At 70.0% G+C, this 15,803-nt stretch carries 12 protein-coding genes; 8 read left to right on the top strand and 4 right to left on the bottom strand.

The features are described from left to right. Positions 1–4: 4 nt before the first annotated feature. Entirely contained in the window at positions 5–622 is a 618-nt protein-coding gene (locus ACP7BP_RS02535) for an NAD(P)H-dependent oxidoreductase (protein WP_426242177.1), read from the bottom strand. Between the two features lie 73 nt (positions 623–695). On the opposite strand from ACP7BP_RS02535, the gene ACP7BP_RS02530 reads away from it, so the two are divergent. From ACP7BP_RS02530 to ACP7BP_RS02510, 5 genes are all read left to right on the top strand, one after another. Further along, complete coding sequence (locus ACP7BP_RS02530; RefSeq protein ID WP_426242175.1) at positions 696–1,271, top strand: TetR/AcrR family transcriptional regulator; 576 nt, start codon at positions 696–698, stop codon at positions 1,269–1,271. A gap of 53 nt (positions 1,272–1,324) precedes the next feature. Beyond that, positions 1,325–2,812 (top strand): GTPase HflX, encoded by a 1,488-nt coding sequence (hflX, locus tag ACP7BP_RS02525; protein WP_426242173.1) that lies wholly within the window; start codon positions 1,325–1,327, stop codon positions 2,810–2,812. Between the two features lie 176 nt (positions 2,813–2,988). Continuing rightward, positions 2,989–4,854, top strand: a complete 1,866-nt coding sequence (gene ggt / locus ACP7BP_RS02520; RefSeq protein ID WP_426242171.1) for a gamma-glutamyltransferase — start codon at positions 2,989–2,991, stop codon at positions 4,852–4,854. A 95-nt stretch (positions 4,855–4,949) separates the two neighbouring features. Beyond that, positions 4,950–7,217, top strand: a complete 2,268-nt coding sequence (gene secD, locus ACP7BP_RS02515) for a protein translocase subunit SecD (RefSeq protein ID WP_426242169.1) — start codon at positions 4,950–4,952, stop codon at positions 7,215–7,217. 35 nt (positions 7,218–7,252) lie between these two features. Beyond that, positions 7,253–7,384 (top strand): hypothetical protein, encoded by a 132-nt coding sequence (locus ACP7BP_RS02510; protein ID WP_426242167.1) that lies wholly within the window; start codon positions 7,253–7,255, stop codon positions 7,382–7,384. Between the two features lie 124 nt (positions 7,385–7,508). Here ACP7BP_RS02510 and ACP7BP_RS02505 read toward each other — a convergent pair whose 3' ends face one another. Further along, complete coding sequence (locus tag ACP7BP_RS02505; RefSeq protein ID WP_426242165.1) at positions 7,509–9,497, bottom strand: ATP-dependent DNA helicase; 1,989 nt, start codon at positions 9,495–9,497, stop codon at positions 7,509–7,511. Between the two features lie 68 nt (positions 9,498–9,565). Next, positions 9,566–10,294, bottom strand: a complete 729-nt coding sequence (gene lexA, locus ACP7BP_RS02500) for a transcriptional repressor LexA (protein ID WP_426242163.1) — start codon at positions 10,292–10,294, stop codon at positions 9,566–9,568. A gap of 323 nt (positions 10,295–10,617) precedes the next feature. Here lexA and ACP7BP_RS02495 point away from each other — a divergent pair, with 323 nt between their 5' ends. Next, positions 10,618–10,998, top strand: a complete 381-nt coding sequence (locus ACP7BP_RS02495) for a LysM peptidoglycan-binding domain-containing protein (RefSeq protein WP_426242161.1) — start codon at positions 10,618–10,620, stop codon at positions 10,996–10,998. Positions 10,999–11,155: 157 nt separating this feature from the next. On the opposite strand, the gene ACP7BP_RS02490 is transcribed toward ACP7BP_RS02495, so the two are convergent. Further along, positions 11,156–11,491 (bottom strand): hypothetical protein, encoded by a 336-nt coding sequence (locus tag ACP7BP_RS02490; RefSeq protein ID WP_426242160.1) that lies wholly within the window; start codon positions 11,489–11,491, stop codon positions 11,156–11,158. A 354-nt stretch (positions 11,492–11,845) separates the two neighbouring features. Here ACP7BP_RS02490 and nrdR point away from each other — a divergent pair, with 354 nt between their 5' ends. Continuing rightward, positions 11,846–12,343 (top strand): transcriptional regulator NrdR, encoded by a 498-nt coding sequence (nrdR, locus tag ACP7BP_RS02485; RefSeq protein WP_426242159.1) that lies wholly within the window; start codon positions 11,846–11,848, stop codon positions 12,341–12,343. Between the two features lie 112 nt (positions 12,344–12,455). Continuing rightward, positions 12,456–15,398: a vitamin B12-dependent ribonucleotide reductase gene (locus ACP7BP_RS02480; RefSeq protein WP_426242157.1), complete on the top strand. Its 2,943-nt coding sequence runs from the start codon at positions 12,456–12,458 to the stop codon at positions 15,396–15,398. The last annotated feature ends 405 nt before the right edge of the window (positions 15,399–15,803 follow it).

Here is a 15,803-nt window from a genome sequence, read left to right as displayed (position 1 = left end):
CGGCTCAGGCAGCCGTAGGCACCTGCGCGCCCAGCGCTGCGGTCGCGCCCGCGTCGCTCGCACCCAGCGCTCGGCTCTGCTCGAGCCACGCGTCGCGCCGCGCGTCGGTGGCGTTGCGCACGTCGGTGAAGCGGGTGAGCCTGACCGGCTTGATCCCGCAGAACTCCATTGTCCTGCCCTTCACCTGGCGCACGGTGGTGTCGCCGACCAGCGGGAGGTACCACCGCGGTGAGTCCGAGGTGACCATGAGGCGTCCGGTGCGGCTGCCGAGCAACCCCTCGGGTCGGCCGTTGTCCTGGTAGCGGAACGCCCACCCGATGACGAGCGCCCGGTCGAAGAAGCCCTTGAGGAGGGCCGGCACCGAGCCCCACCAGACGGGGGTGAGCACGGTGATGTGCTCGCTCCACTCGATGAGCTCGCGGGCCCGGGCGAGGTCCGGCTCCACGAGCTGACCGCGGCGGTAGCCGCCGTGCAGGACCGGGTCGATGTCGAGGTCGCGCAGGGTCAAGGTGGCGACCCTGCCGCTGTCCGGTCCGCTGGCGCCGGCGACGTACTGCTGCGCGAGGGCCGCGGTGAGAGAGCCGGCGTCGGGGTGGCCGTCGATCACGAGGGTGTTGGTCATGGCGGGTTCCTTTGCGGTATCTGGACACTGTCAACAATCTGGACAGTGACCACACTGCGGTAGAATGTTGCGCGTGTCAAGATCCGGAGCCAGCTACCACCACGGAAATCTGCAGTCCGCCCTCGAGGACGCCGCGCTGTCGCTGCTGCAGACTCAGCCGGCGGCGAAGATCAGCCTGCGCGAGGTCGCGCGCCGGGCTGGGGTGAGCCACAACGCGCCCTACCACCACTTCGGCGACCGGGCCGCGCTGCTCGGCGCCCTCGGGGTGCGGGCCATGGCCGACCTGCTGGCGGCGCAGGAAGGCGCAGTCTCTGCAGCGACCGGCCCGCCCGCCCGCGTCCGAGCGCTGGGCGCCGCCTACGTCGCGTACGCCGCCGACCACCCGCAAGCCTTCTCGCTCGTGTTCGACCCGGAGTACTGCGCCGCCGGCGAGCCGTCGGTCGAGATGGCACCGCTGATCGCGCGCAACGAGGAGCTGCTGGCGGGGGAGGTGGAGGCTCTGGTGCAGGAGCCGGGATTCGTGGGTCGCGACCCGCAGGCGCTGGCGGCGGCGCTGTGGGCCACGGTGCACGGCATGGCCGAGCTGGTCATGCTCGGGCACCTGCCGCGCGAGGCCGCGGAGCCGGCGCTCGCGGCCCTGCTCCCGTGACGGGACGAAATGCCCTCGCCCGGCTTCCGTCGCCCGCCTAGACTCGACGACATATGACGAACGCACCTGACTTCTCGCTCGACACCGAGCTGACCGCCACCGAGGGCTGGGACGACGACGCCTACGAGGTCGTCTCCGCCGACGGGCCCGACCCGGAGGCCCGCACCCACGACGACTCCACCGGCGCCCAGGACCTGGCCGAGCGCCATGCCCTGCGCCGCGTCGCCGGCCTGCGCACCGAGCTCGAGGACATCACCGAGGTCGAGTACCGCCAGCTTCGCCTGGAGCGGGTCGTGCTCGTCGGCGTCTGGACCGAGGGCTCCGTGCAGGACGCCGAGAACTCCATGGCCGAGCTCGCCCTGCTGGCCGAGACGGCCGGCTCCGAGGTGCTGGAGGCTGTCTACCAGCGCCGCGGCAGGCCCGACCCGGCGACGTACGTCGGTCGCGGCAAGGTCGACGCCGTCAGGGAGATCGTGCAGGCGACCGGCGCCGACACGGTGATCCTCGACGGCGACCTCGCGCCGAGCCAGCTCCGCAACCTCGAGGACAAGCTCAAGGTCAAGGCGATCGACCGCACGGCGCTGATCCTCGACATCTTCGCCCAGCACGCGAAGTCGAAGGAGGGCCAGGCGCAGGTCGAGCTGGCCCAGCTCAACTACATGAAGCAGCGACTGCGCGGCTGGGGTGGCAGCCTCTCCCGCCAGGCCGGTGGCCGGGTCGGCGCCGACGGCGGCGGCATCGGCGGCCGAGGCCCCGGTGAGACCAAGATCGAGACCGACCGGCGACGCATCAACACCAAGATCGCCAAGCTGCGCCGCGAGCTCAAGGACCTCAAGGGGACCCGCGAGACCAAGCGCCAGGAGCGGGAGCGGCACCGCATTCCCAGCGTCGCCATCGCGGGCTACACCAACGCCGGCAAGTCGTCCCTGCTCAACCGGCTGACCAACGCGGGGGTGCTCGTCGAGGACTCGCTCTTCGCGACGCTCGACCCCACGACGCGGCGTACGACCACCAACGACGGCCGCGTCTACACGATGTCCGACACCGTCGGGTTCGTGCGGCATCTGCCCCACCAGCTCGTCGAGGCCTTCCGCTCGACCCTGGAGGAGGTCGCCGAATCCGATCTCATCCTGCACGTCGTCGACGGCTCGCACCCCGACCCGGAGGGCCAGCTGGCCGCGGTGCGCGAGGTGCTCGCGGAGATCAAGGCCGACCGGGTGCCCGAGCTCGTGGTCATCAACAAGGCCGACGCCGCCGACCCGATGGTGATCGCGCGGCTGCAGCAGCGGGAGCCGCACTCGGTCGTCGTCAGCGCCCGCACCGGCGCCGGCATCGCCGACGCCCTCGCGGTGATCGAGAACGAGCTGCCGCGACCGGACGTCGCCTTCGACGCGCTGCTGCCCTACGAGCGCGGCGACCTGCTCAACCGCATCCACCAGCAGGGTGAGATCGCCACCCTGGAGCACACCGCCGACGGCACCCACGTCACGGGCCGGGCCAACGACGACCTCGCGGGCGAGCTGGCGGCGTACGCCGTCTGACCGGGTCGCGCCACCGGTCCTCGGCGTCCGTGCGTCTCACTGCGTGACGAGGGACCGCAGCTCACCGATCGACGACCAGCTCGCGGGCCCGCGGTGTCCGGCGTACGGAGGGTTGCCTCGACAAACCCCCGTCGTAGCGGGAAGGTGAACGGACCACCACTCGGAAGGCACTCACCATGCGAAGCACCATTCTCGTCCCCGGCCTGGCCCTGGCGCTGGCCGGATCGCTCGGCCTCAGCGCCGTCCAGTCCTCGGCCACGGCCGCGGGCCAGCGCGACTCTTCGGTCGCGCCGTCCGGCCAGCAGGCTGCCAAGGCGACCAAGAAGGCCACGGCCGTCGGCTACGGCGGCGCGGTCACCAGCGTCGACCCCACCGCCACCAAGGTCGGGCTCAAGGTGCTCCAGCAGGGCGGCAACGCCGTCGACGCGGCGGTCGCCGCCGCGGCCACGCTCGGCGTGACGGAGCCCTACAGCGCCGGCATCGGGGGTGGCGGCTACTTCGTCTACTACAACGCGAAGACGAAGAAGGTGTCGACGATCGACGGCCGTGAGACCGCTCCCGGCGCGATGAAGGGCGACGCGTTCATCGACCCGGCGACCGGCAAGGCCTACAACTTCACGCCCGAGCTGGTCACCAGCGGCGTCTCCGTCGGCGTGCCCGGCACCCCGGCGACGTGGGACAAGGCGCTGCGCAAGTGGGGCACCCTCGACCTGGCCGGTGCCATGGCGCCGGCGACGAAGGTCGCCCGCAAGGGCTTCCGCATCGACGACACCTTCCGGCAGCAGACGCTCGACAACAAGGTGCGCTTCGACGCCTTCACCTCCACCCGCAAGCTCTACCTGCCCGGCGGCGACGCCCCGGCTGTCGGCTCCAAGTTCACCAACAAGCAGCTGGCCCGCACCTACGACTCCATCGCCGACAAGGGCATCAAGGCGTTCTACGGCGGCAAGCTCGCCGGCGAGATCGTGAAGGCGGTGACCGCGCCGCCGAAGACCAGCACCACCAAGCTGCCCGTGCCGGTCGGCTCGATGACCCGCGCGGACCTGAAGAAGTACAAGGCCCTCACGCAGAAGCCGAGCAAGGTCGGCTACCGCGGCTACGACGTCTACGGCATGGCGCCGTCGTCGTCGGGTGGCTCGACGATCGGCGAGGCGCTCAACATTCTCGAGCAGTTCGACATCGCCTCGATGTCCGACACCGACGCGCTCCACCGCTACCTCGAGGCGAGCGCGCTGGCCTTCGCCGACCGCGGCAAGTACGTCGGCGACCCCAAGTTCGTCGACGTGCCCATGGGCAACCTCCTCAGCGACACCTTCGCCAGGGAGCGCGCCTGCGCGATCGACCCGGCGAAGGCGCTCACCAAGCCGGTCGCGGCCGGCAACGTGGCGTCGTACGACGGCGTCTGCTCGCCGGCCCCCGGCACGCGCGGCACCGTCGACTCCGACACCGAGAACATCTCCACCACCAACCTGACGGTCTCCGACAAGGACGGCAACGTCGTGGAGTACACCCTCACCATCGAGCAGACCGGCGGCTCGGGCATCGTCGTACCCAAGCGTGGGTTCCTGCTCAACAACGAGCTGACCGACTTCTCCACGACCTACGACGCGGCCGACCCCAACCGGATCCAGCCGGGCAAGCGCCCGCGCTCGTCGATGTCGCCGACGATCGTGCTGAAGAACAAGAGGCCCTTCCTCGCGCTCGGCTCGCCGGGCGGGTCGACGATCATCACGACGGTGCTGCAGATGATCTTCAACCGCGTCGACCGCGGCATGACGATCCAGGAGGCGATCGCGGCACCGCGAGCCACCCAGCGCAACACCGCCACCGTCAGCTCCGAGCCGGCCTTCATCACGGCGTACGGCGCGCTGCTCACTCCGTTGGGTCACAAGCTCGTCCCCGCCGGTGACGCGCTGACCAGCGCCGCCGAGATCGGGGCCGCGACCGCGCTGGAGTTCGGTAAGAAGGGCAAGGTCACCGCGGTCGCCGAACCCGTCCGCCGCGGTGGTGGCGCCGCAGGCGTGGTCTCCAAGAAGCGGTAGTCCTCACGAGATGAGGGGCCCGGCGGCTGCCGGGCCCCTCATTGCGTGCGTGTGGTGGTTTGAGCCGCCCCGCTCGCTGAGGAAGGATGCGCTCCATGTCTCGTGGTGCGCTCGTCCGACTCCTGCTCGTCATCGGCCTCCTCGGCGGGTGCGCCGTCCTGGCCCTGACGCAGGAGCCGCGGCTCGGGCTCGACCTGCGCGGCGGCACCCAGATCACCCTGCAGGCCTCCGACTCCCCGTCCGGCGTCGTGGCCGACGCCGAGGCGACCGACCGGGCGATCGAGGTCCTGCGCGGCCGCGTCGACGCGCTCGGCATCTCCGAGCCGACGCTTACGCGGGCCGGCGAGAACCGCATCATCGTCGAGCTGCCCGACGTGCAGGACCCGCGCCAGGCGGTCGAGACGATCGGGCGCACGGCGCAGCTGACCGTGCACCCGGTGGTCAAGGGCGGCCTCCCGGCGCAGACGAAGCCGTCGAAGCAGGGCAACCAGGTCCTCTCGGGTGAGGGCGGCGAGCTCATCGAGGTCGGGCCCACGGCCCTCGAGGGCGACGACATCACCGGCGCCGAGGCGGTGCGGCGCGACAACAGCGCCGACTGGACGGTGGCCGTCGACTTCTCCGGTGACGGGTCCCGGGCCTTCGGCACGCTGTCGGCCACCGCCGCGTGCGCCCAGGGCGACCCCAACCGCATCGCGATCGTGCTGGACGGCGAGATCATCTCCTCACCGTCCGTCAACGTGCCGTGTGGCGGGAACATCACCGGGTCCACCGACATCACCGGCTCGTTCACGCTCGACGAGGCCAAGGACCTCGCCGTACTCATCGAGGGCGGTGCCCTGCCGATCCCGGTCGAGGTGATCGAGCAGCGGATCGTCGGACCGACCCTCGGCGCGGCGGCGATCGAGGCGTCGTGGCAGGCGGCACTGCTCGGACTGCTGGTCACCGGGCTCTTCATCGCGCTGGTCTACCGCTTCGTCGGCTTCCTCGCGACGCTCGCGCTGACGTCGTACGCCCTGTTGGCGTACGCCATGCTCGTCGGCCTCGGGTCGACGCTCACGCTGCCCGGCCTGGCCGGCTTCGTGCTGGCGATCGGGCTGGCCATCGACGCCAACGTGCTGGTCTTCGAGCGTGCCCGGGAGGAGTACGCCGCCAACCCGTCGGCCGGCCTGCGACGGGCGCTGATGATCGGCTTCAACAAGGCCTGGAGCGCGATCATCGACTCCAACGTGACCACCCTGCTGGCGGCCGGCCTGCTGTTCCTGCTGGGCTCCGGCCCGATCAAGGGCTTCGGCGTCACCCTGTCGATCGGTGTGATCGCCTCCATGATCTCCGCGCTGATCATCGCGCGCGTGCTCACCGAGATCGGCGTCGCCAACCGCTGGGTCGAGCAGCGTCCGGCCTTCAGCGGCATCGGCTCGGTCGGCAGGGTGCGTACCTGGCTCGAGCGGCGCGACCCCGACCTGATGTCGCGTCGCGGGCTGTGGCTGGCTCTCTCGGGGGCGGCGCTCGTCCTCGCGGTCTCAGGCATCGTCAGCCAGGGGTTGAACCTCGGCGTGGAGTTCACCGGTGGCCGGGTGCTGGAGTACTCCACCGGCACCCCGATCTCCGCCGACCGCGCCCGCGAGGTGGTCGCTGACGCGGGCTATCCCGAGGCCACCGTGCAGGAGTCGGACGACGACAAGATCAGCGTGCGCACCGGCGAGATCACCAACGACGAGGCCATCGCGATCGAGGACGCGATCGGCTCGGCCGCCGACGGGGCCACCAAGGAGCGGGACGAGCAGATCGGCGCCTCGCTCGGCTCCGAGCTGCGCGACAAGGCGCTGATCGCCTTCGTGATCGCGCTGCTGGTGCAGATGGTCTACCTCGCGTTCCGGTTCAAGTGGACCTTCGGCCTGGCGGCGGTGCTCGCCATGTTCCACGACGTCGTGATCGTCACGGGCGTCTTCGCGTGGCTGGGGAAGCCGATCGACGGCATCTTCCTGGCCGCCGCGCTGACCATCATCGGCCTCTCGGTCAACGACACCGTCGTGGTCTTCGACCGGGTCCGCGAGCGCTGGCAGGGCTCACGTCCCGAGGAGACCTTCAGCATGCTGGCCAACAAGGCCGCCGTGGAGACGATGCCGCGCACCGTCAACACCGGCCTCGGCGCGATGTTCATCCTGGCCGCGCTCGCCGTGCTCGGCGGCGACTCGCTGCGCGACTTCGCGATCGCCCTGCTGCTCGGTCTCGTGATCGGCACCTACTCCTCGGTGTTCACCGCGACCCCGATGGTGACCTACCTCCAGGAGCGGTGGCCGATGTCGCGGGCCGCGAAGGTAGGCCGGACCCGCCGGGCCGAGGACTCCGGCGCAGTGATCTGAGCCTCTGTGCTCGGGCCGCGGCGTACTCTCCTCCCATGACCCTGCTCATCATCCTGCTCGTCGTCGTGGGCGCAGTCGTGGCCTGGAAGTTCCGCGTGCCGCTCCTGGCGAAGATTTTCGGTCAGTCCGAGAGCCGCGTCGACCGGCAGCTCAACCGCAAGCGCTGACCCGCGCCCTGGTGCCGGCGCCCGCGAGGTAGTCCGGTGCAAAATCGGCCTGTGTGCAGCTCAGCACCCCTGATCTGCACCGGACTACCCCCCGGACTGTGCCGAGCCGACGCGCGTGGGCAGGTCAGCCAGACGCCAGTCGCGACAGCGCCTTGCGCACCACCGCCGGGTCGGTGGTCGTCCACATCGGGGGCAGGCTCGCCTTGAGGAAGCCGCCGTAGCGTGCGGTTGACAGTCGTGGGTCGAGTACGGCGACCACGCCGCGGTCGGTGGTCGTGCGGATGAGGCGGCCGGACCCCTGGGCGAGCAGGAGAGCCGCGTGGGTGGCCGCGACCTGCATGAAGCCGTTGCCGCCGGCCTTGTCGGCGGCCCGCTGGCGCGCCGACATGAGCGGGTCGTCGGGGCGGGGGAACGGGATCCGGTCGATGATCACGAGCTGGCAGGTCTCGCCGGGCACGTCGAGGCCCTGCCACAGCGACAGGGTGCCGAAGAGGCAGGTGTGCGGGTCGTCCACGAACTGCCGCGCCAGCTCGGGCAACTGGGCGTCGCCCTGGGCCAGGGTCGTGAGGTGGGGGAGCCGCTCGCGCATCGCCTCCGCCGCGGCCTCGGCGGCCCGGCGTGAGGAGAACAGGCCCAGGGTGCGGCCCTCCGCGGCGTCGACCAGCTCGGCGATCTCGTCGAGCTGCGCAGTGCCGAGGCCGTCACGGCCCGGTGGCGGCAGGTGGCGCGCGACGTAGAGGATCGCCTGCTGGCCGTAGTCGAACGGCGACCCGACGTCGATGCCGCGCCAGGGCAGCACGCCGTCGGCGCGCTCGACTGGCTCGGAGAGCACTCGCTCCGAGGGCTTGAGCCCGAGCGACGTGGCGACCGCGCTGAAGTCGCCGCCGAGCATCAAGGTGGCGGAGGTGAAGACCACGGTCTTGTCGGTGAGCAGCTTGTCGCGCATCGGGCCCCACACCTGCAACGGCGCGACGCAGAGCCGGGCCGGCATCCGGTCGCGGGCCTCGTTGAGCCAGAGCACGTCGGCCTCGACGTGGGCAGCCATGCGCTCGACGGTGGCGAAGACGTCCTGTGCGAAGCCCTTGGCCTGCGTGCGGCCGGCGTCGGCCTCGCCGGCACCGGCGGCCTCCTTCGGGAAGGCCGAGACGAGCGCGCGGGCGGCGTCTCGGACCAGCGCGAGGGCGTCGGCGAGCTGCTCGCCCAGGGTGTCGATGCGGCCCGGCTCGGTGCGCGAGAGCGCGTCGGCGAGAGCGTCGCCCGCGTCAGCGAGGTCGTCGGCCTGGGATCCCTCGATGTGGCGCTGCGCCCGGCGGGCGGCGCGCTCGACGTCGTTGGCCGACAGCTCGTCGGTGGCGGCCTGCGTGACGCGGGCCGTGAGCTCGTGCGCCTCGTCGATCACCACCGCGTCGTAGTCGGGGATCATCGGCACCCCCTCGATCGCGTCGATCGCGAGCAGCGAGTGGTTGGTGACGATGAGGTGGGACCGCTGGGCCTTCTCCTTGGCCCGCTCCGCGAAGCACTCCTGCGCGAAGGGGCACTTGGTGGCGCCCAGGCACTCGCGGTGGTTGACGCTGACCTGCCGCCAGACCCGGTCGGTGTGCCGCGGGGCGTTGTCGCGCTCGCCGCTGCCGCCGGCCTTGCTCTCCTCCTCGGCCCACTCGCGCAGCTTGACCACCTCGCCGCCCAGGGACCCGGTCGGCACGTCGACGAGCACGCCCTGGTCGTCGGGGACGCCCTCGCGGATCCGGTGGAGGCAGGCGTAGTTGGAACGGCCCTTCAACACGGCGTACGACGTGTCGAGGGTGCCGCCGACCGCCTCGACCAGCCGGGGCAGGTCGCGCTCGACGAGCTGGTGCTGGAGGGCGAGCGTCGCGGTCGCGACGACGACGCGCTTGCCGTGGAGCAGGCTCGGGACCAGGTAGCCGAGCGACTTGCCGGTGCCGGTGCCGGCCTGGACGAGCAGGTGCTCGCCGCCCTCCATGGCCTCGACGACCGCCTCGGCCATCTGCACCTGACCGTCTCGCTGCTCACCGCCGAGCGCCGCGACCGCCTGGGCCAGCACCTCGCGCACCCGGCTGTCCGGGTGGTCCGAGATGTCGTCCTGAGCGCTCACCAGGGCACCCTATGTGCAGCCGCCGACAGCCGCCGGAACGCCGCGGCGTACCGGCGCCGAAGGGTGCGTCACACCCGACGCAGGACCGCCGTGACGATGCCGAGGATGCTGGCGTCGGTGCCGTCGATCGGGTCGTAGGCGTCGTTGTGGGGGAGCAGCCAGACCTGGCCGTCCTTGCGCTGCAGCGTCTTGACGGTGGCCTCCCCGTCGATGAGGGCGGCCACGATCTGGCCGTTCTCGGCGGTCTGCTCCTGACGGATCACGACGTAGTCGCCGTTGCAGATGGCCGCGTCGATCATCGAGTCGCCGGACACCTGGAGGAGGAAGAGGGTGCCCTCGCCGACCAGCGAACGGGGCAGCGGCATGACCTCTTCGACGCGCTCGTCGGCCAGGATCGGGCCACCGGCCGCGATGCGTCCGACCATGGGGACGTAGGTGGCCGCCGGCATGGCGTCGCCGATGCCGGACTCGTCGACAGCGGTCTCCTCCACGTGGGAGATCGACCGGCGCGCGGCCATCACCTCGGGCAGGAAGACCTCGAGGGCCCGGGGGCGGTTGGGATCGCGCTTGAGGAAGCCCTTCTCCTCCAGCGTCTTGAGCTGGTGGGCGACGCTGCTCGAGCTCGTCAGCCCGACGACCTCGCCGATCTCGCGCATGCTGGGCGGGTAGCCGCGCATCTCGATGGAGTCCTTGATCGTGGCCAGGACGCGCTGCTGGCGGGGGGTCAGTCCGGTGGCGTCAGGGGGCCCGTCGGGCAGCTCGAGCACCTTCTTGCCGGTGCCGCTCGTCTTGGCCATGGGTCCTCCTGGGTGACAGCTGGTGGTTCGTCTCGCCGGTCGCCTCACCGTAGACCGATCCCGACCCGACTTCAAACAAGTGTTCGAACAGGCGTGTCGTGATCTGGCCCTCGACCCGCCGCGACACGCTTCGAACACTCGTTCGGGCAGATGCTTGATTCGTTCGAACACATGCTCTAACGTCGTACACATGTTCGATCGAACGTCTGATCGAGCCACCGAGAGTGTCGGTGCTCGCCACTAGACATCGACTGAGACGAGACAGGCAGATCACGACAGGCAGATCACGACAGGCAGATCACCCCCTTCCCCAGGAGGTCCAGATGAGCACCATGACCACCACGCTGAGCCCGGCCCTGACGCTGACGCCGGTCCGCGACGTGCGTACGCCGTCACGACGCACCGCCGGCCACCTGCGCCTCACCCGGCGCGGACGTCTCGTCGTCCTCCTGGCGGCGCTGGCCGTGGTGCTGATGCTCGGCGTGCTCTTCGGGTCCGGCTCGGTGGCGACCGACGAGGCCGGCACGCCCGAGCCGACGCGCGTCGTCATGGTGGGTCAGGGCGAGACGCTGTGGGGCATCGCCTCTGAGGCGGCGGGCGACGGCAGCACCCGCGACATGGTCGCCAGGATCGAGCGGCTCAACGCGCTCGAGACCGCGATGGTCACCGCCGGTCAGAAGCTGCGGGTCCCCACCTCCGACTGACCCTCCAGATGATCACCCAGACCTACAACTGAATACTCCACCAGCCGCTTCGACCCCGGCTGGTGGGCCGGGGAAGACGGAGGGCGGGCCATCACGGCCCGCCCTTCGCGGCGTCCGGGCGCGTCAGGTCGGGCGCGTCAGGTCAGGCGCGTCAGGCTCAGCGGGCGGCTCGCCGGCCGCCGGGCGGCCGCGGAGCAGCGTGCTCGTCGTCCACCTTGTCGGCCCGGGACCACCCGAGCACCCTCTGCAGGCGGCTGACCAGCATCAGCCCGGCGAACAGGCAGGCCACCGCGCCCAGCGAGGCCAGGCCCAGCAGCCACCAGGCGGAGCGTTCCCCGGCGCGCGCGGAGCCGCCGAAGTCGATGGCGACGTAGACCAGATAGCCCCAGGCGACCACCAGGAGGGTGATGGCGAGTGAGTGCACCAGAACGGCCGGTCGGAACGCCCGCGCGGGCCTCTCCGCCCGGCGCGACCCGCCCCGCTTCCCCGTCACGGAAGCCATTGTGTCCGATGCCCGCGAGGCGCACGACACGCCGCCGTCCCAGACCGGTCACGAGTGCCCATCGGGCCCCTGACCTGCGGCTTCTCGTGCGCCGTCGGAGATGTCCGAAATCTCGGCGCGTCCTTCTTGCCAACCCTGGGCGCGCGACGTACGGTTACCACTACATCTAGGACTTACACCGTTGTAGTTATCCACATCTAGTGCACAGGCACCGGGTGTCCGGCTCACAGCACGTGCCAGTTCTTCCACAGGAAACAGACCGTCTTCCACAGGCGTTACACCTACATCAGGGTGTTTCAGGGCGCCCGGGTGACGAGCGCGTCGCATGCGAGAGGAGGCCGCGAGATGCACTGCCCGTACTGCCGCACCACCGACACCCGGGTCATCGACTCGCGCGTCTCCGACGACGGCGGCCAGATCCGCCGCCGGCGCACCTGCCAGGACTGCGGCAAGCGCTTCAGCACCGTCGAGCAGATGCAGCTGGTCGTGCTCAAGCGCTCCGGCGCCACCGAGCCCTTCACCCGGGACAAGGCCATCACCGGCGTGCGGAAGGCCTGCAAGGGCCGTCCGGTCTCCGAGGACCAGCTGGCCTGCCTGGGCCAGGCCGTCGAGGACACCCTGCGCAGCGAGGGGTTCGCCGAGGTGCCCGCCCACGAGGTCGGGCTGGCGATCCTGGCACCGCTGCGCGAGCTGGACGAGGTGGCCTACCTGCGCTTCGCCAGTGTCTACCGCGCCTTCGAGTCCGCCGACGACTTCGAGGACGAGATCGCCATGCTGCGCGCCGAGCGCGCCGTACCCCCCGCACCCGAGGCCGCAGACGCGGTCCTGGTGGAGACGGGCTGACCACAGACTGCCCGGCACGTAGTGGGGAAGCTGCGTGCCGGGCGCACCACATCGGCGACCGCGTCACGGCCGTCACAGTTGATGAACCATTCACGGGATCACGAGGAGAACAATGACCGAGACGGTGAACACCGGCGCCGCGCAGGACTCATCGAGTCAGGGCTCACGTAAGCAGGCGGGAGTGCGCATCGAGCGGGTCTTCTCGACCGAGGGCGTGCACCCCTACGACGAGCTCACCTGGGAGCGTCGCGACGTCGTCCAGACCAACTGGAAGAGCGGCGAGACCGTCTTCGAGCAGCGCGGTGTGGAGTTCCCGGACTTCTGGAGCGTCAACGCCTCGACGATCGTCACCACCAAGTACTTCCGCGGCGCCGTCGGCACCGACGCGCGCGAGTGGAGCCTCAAGCAGCTCGTCGACCGGGTCGTGAAGACCTACCGCAAGGGCGGTGAGGACCACGGCTACTTCACGACCCCCGCCGACGCCGAGCTCTTCGAGCACGAGCTCACCTGGCTGCTGGTCAACCAGTACTTCTCCTTCAACTCTCCCGTGTGGTTCAACGTCGGCACCCCCTCGCCGCAGCAGGTCAGCGCCTGCTTCATCCTCTCGGTCGACGACTCGATGGACTCGATCCTCAACTGGTACAAGGAGGAGGGCTTCATCTTCAAGGGCGGCTCCGGTGCCGGCCTCAACCTCTCCCGCATCCGCTCCTCCAAGGAGCTGCTGAGCAGCGGCGGCACCGCGTCCGGCCCGGTCTCCTTCATGCGCGGCGCCGACGCCTCCGCCGGTACCATCAAGTCCGGCGGCGCGACCCGCCGGGCGGCCAAGATGGTCGTCCTGGACGTCGACCACCCCGACATCGTCGAGTTCGTCGAGACCAAGGCGCGCGAGGAGGACAAGATCCGCGCGCTGCGCGACGCCGGCTTCGACATGGACCTCGGCGGCGCCGACATCACCTCGGTGCAGTACCAGAACGCCAACAACTCCGTCCGGGTCAGCGACGAGTTCATGCGCGCGGTCGAGGACGGCACGTCGTTCGGCCTGCGCTCGCGCTCGACCGGCGAGGTCATCGAGACCGTCGACGCCCGGGAGCTGTTCACCAAGATCAGCAAGGCTGCGTGGGAGTGCGCCGACCCCGGCCTCCAGTACGACGACACGATCAACGACTGGCACACCAACCCGGAGACGGGCCGGATCACCGCGTCCAACCCCTGCTCCGAGTACATGTCGCTCGACAACTCCTCGTGCAACCTGGCGTCGCTGAACCTCCTGAAGTTCCTCAAGGAGGACGACACCTTCGACGGTGAGCTTTTCGTGAAGGCCGTCGAGGTGATCATCACCGCGATGGACATCTCCATCTGCTTCGCCGACTTCCCGACCGAGGCGATCGGCGAGACGACCCGCGACTACCGCCAGCTCGGCATCGGGTACGCCAACCTCGGCGCGCTGCTGATGGCGATGGGCCTGGGCTACGACTCCGACGGCGGCCGCACGATGGCTGCGACCATCACCTCCCTGATGACCGGCGTCTCCTACAAGCGCTCGGCCGAGATCGCCGGCGTCGTCGGCCCGTACGCCGGCTACGCCCGCAACGCCGAGGCCCACAAGCGCGTGATGCGCAAGCACCAGGCCGCCAACGACGCGGTCCGCACCCTCGCGATCCCCGACGCTCAGGTCCACAAGCTCGCCACCAAGGCGTGGGCCGACGTGCAGAAGCTGGGTGAGACCCACGGCTTCCGCAACGCGCAGGCCTCGGTGCTCGCACCGACCGGCACCATCGGCTTCATGATGGACTGCGACACCACCGGCATCGAGCCCGACTTCTCCCTGGTGAAGTTCAAGAAGCTCGTCGGCGGCGGCTCGATGCAGATCGTCAACCAGACGATCCCGCGGGCGCTCACCAAGCTCGGCTACGACGCCGAGAAGGTCGAGGCGATCGTCGCCTACATCGCCGAGCACGGTCACGTCATCGACGCGCCGGGCCTCAAGACCGAGCACTACGAGGTCTTCGACACCGCGATGGGTGCGCGCTCCCTCAAGCCGATGGGCCACGTGCGGATGATGGCGGCCTGCCAGCCGTTCCTCTCCGGTGCCATCTCCAAGACGGTCAACCTGCCTGAGACCGCGACGGTCGAGGAGATCGAGGACGTCTACCTGCAGAGCTGGAAGCTCGGCCTGAAGGCGACCGCGATCTACCGCGACAACTGCAAGGTCGGCCAGCCGATGTCCAGCGGCAAGGGCGAGAACAAGGGCAAGGCCGACGACGGCAAGTCCGCCGAGGCTCCCGCGGAGCCCACGGTCGTCGAGAAGGTCGTCTACGCCCCGACCCGCAAGCGCCTGCCGAAGTCTCGCGTCTCGCGCACCACGTCGTTCACCGTGGGCGGCGCCGAGGGCTACATGACCTCCGGTGCCCACGACGACGGCCAGCTCGGCGAGGTGTTCCTCAAGCTCGGCAAGCAGGGCTCGACCCTGGCCGGTGTCATGGACGCCTTCTCGATCGCCGTCTCGATCGGTCTCCAGTACGGCGTCCCGCTGGAGACCTACGTCTCGAAGTTCACCAACCTCCGCTTCGAGCCCGCCGGCCTCACCGACGACCCGGACGTGCGGATGTCGCAGTCGATCATGGACTACATCTTCCGCCGCCTGGCTCTGGACTACCTGTCCTTCGAGGACCGCTCGATGCTCGGCATCTACTCCGCCGAGGAGCGTCGCCGTCACCTCGAGACCGGCTCCTACGAGCCGCTCGCCGAGATCAGCGAGGCCGAGTCGCTCAAGGCCGACACCCCCGACCCGCTGGTCGAGGAGAGCCGCCAGGCCCGCGTCGACACCGAGCCCGTGGACGCCGAGGTCGTCGAGACCAAGGACACCCACGGTGCCGAGCAGCGCGCCGTACCCGCGGAGCCCGCCAAGGAGGCCCACACCTCCGCTGAGCTACTGGAGAAGATCACCGGCACCGCCGTCGACTCCCCGCTCTGCTTCACCTGCGGCACCAAGATGCGCCCCGCCGGCTCCTGCTACGTGTGCGAGGGATGCGGGAGCACCAGCGGCTGCAGCTGATGACAGTTCTCACCGTTGAGTCCCGAGATTCGCACGGTTGAGTCCTAGATTCGCATGACTGAGTCCCGGATTCGCGCGAGTGAGTCCCGGCCCTGAGGCAACGAAAGGCCCCGGAACCATTTGGTTCCGGGGCCTTTCGACGAAGAGGAGGTGGCCTCCTAGACATGATCCGCGCACCATCAGCGGCAGATGAGTGCGTTTCGTCAGGTCGCGCACTGCGGCAGATCCAAACGATTTCTTGAGCGTCTGACGTCCCGACGGCGTTTGCGTCACTCGTCGTTGCGCAAGGCTAGGGTTCGGAGCATGAATGACAACCGGGGCACTGGGCCAGATGCGTGGTGGCTCCTCGCCGGTCCTGCAACGGGGGTCTTGGTTGGAACGGTGATCGGGGGCGGTCTCCGGCTG

It is taken from the genome of Nocardioides sp. LHG3406-4, assembly GCF_049897745.1.
Taxonomy (GTDB): domain Bacteria; phylum Actinomycetota; class Actinomycetes; order Propionibacteriales; family Nocardioidaceae; genus Nocardioides.
This window is presented reverse-complemented; position numbering and strand designations above follow the sequence as displayed.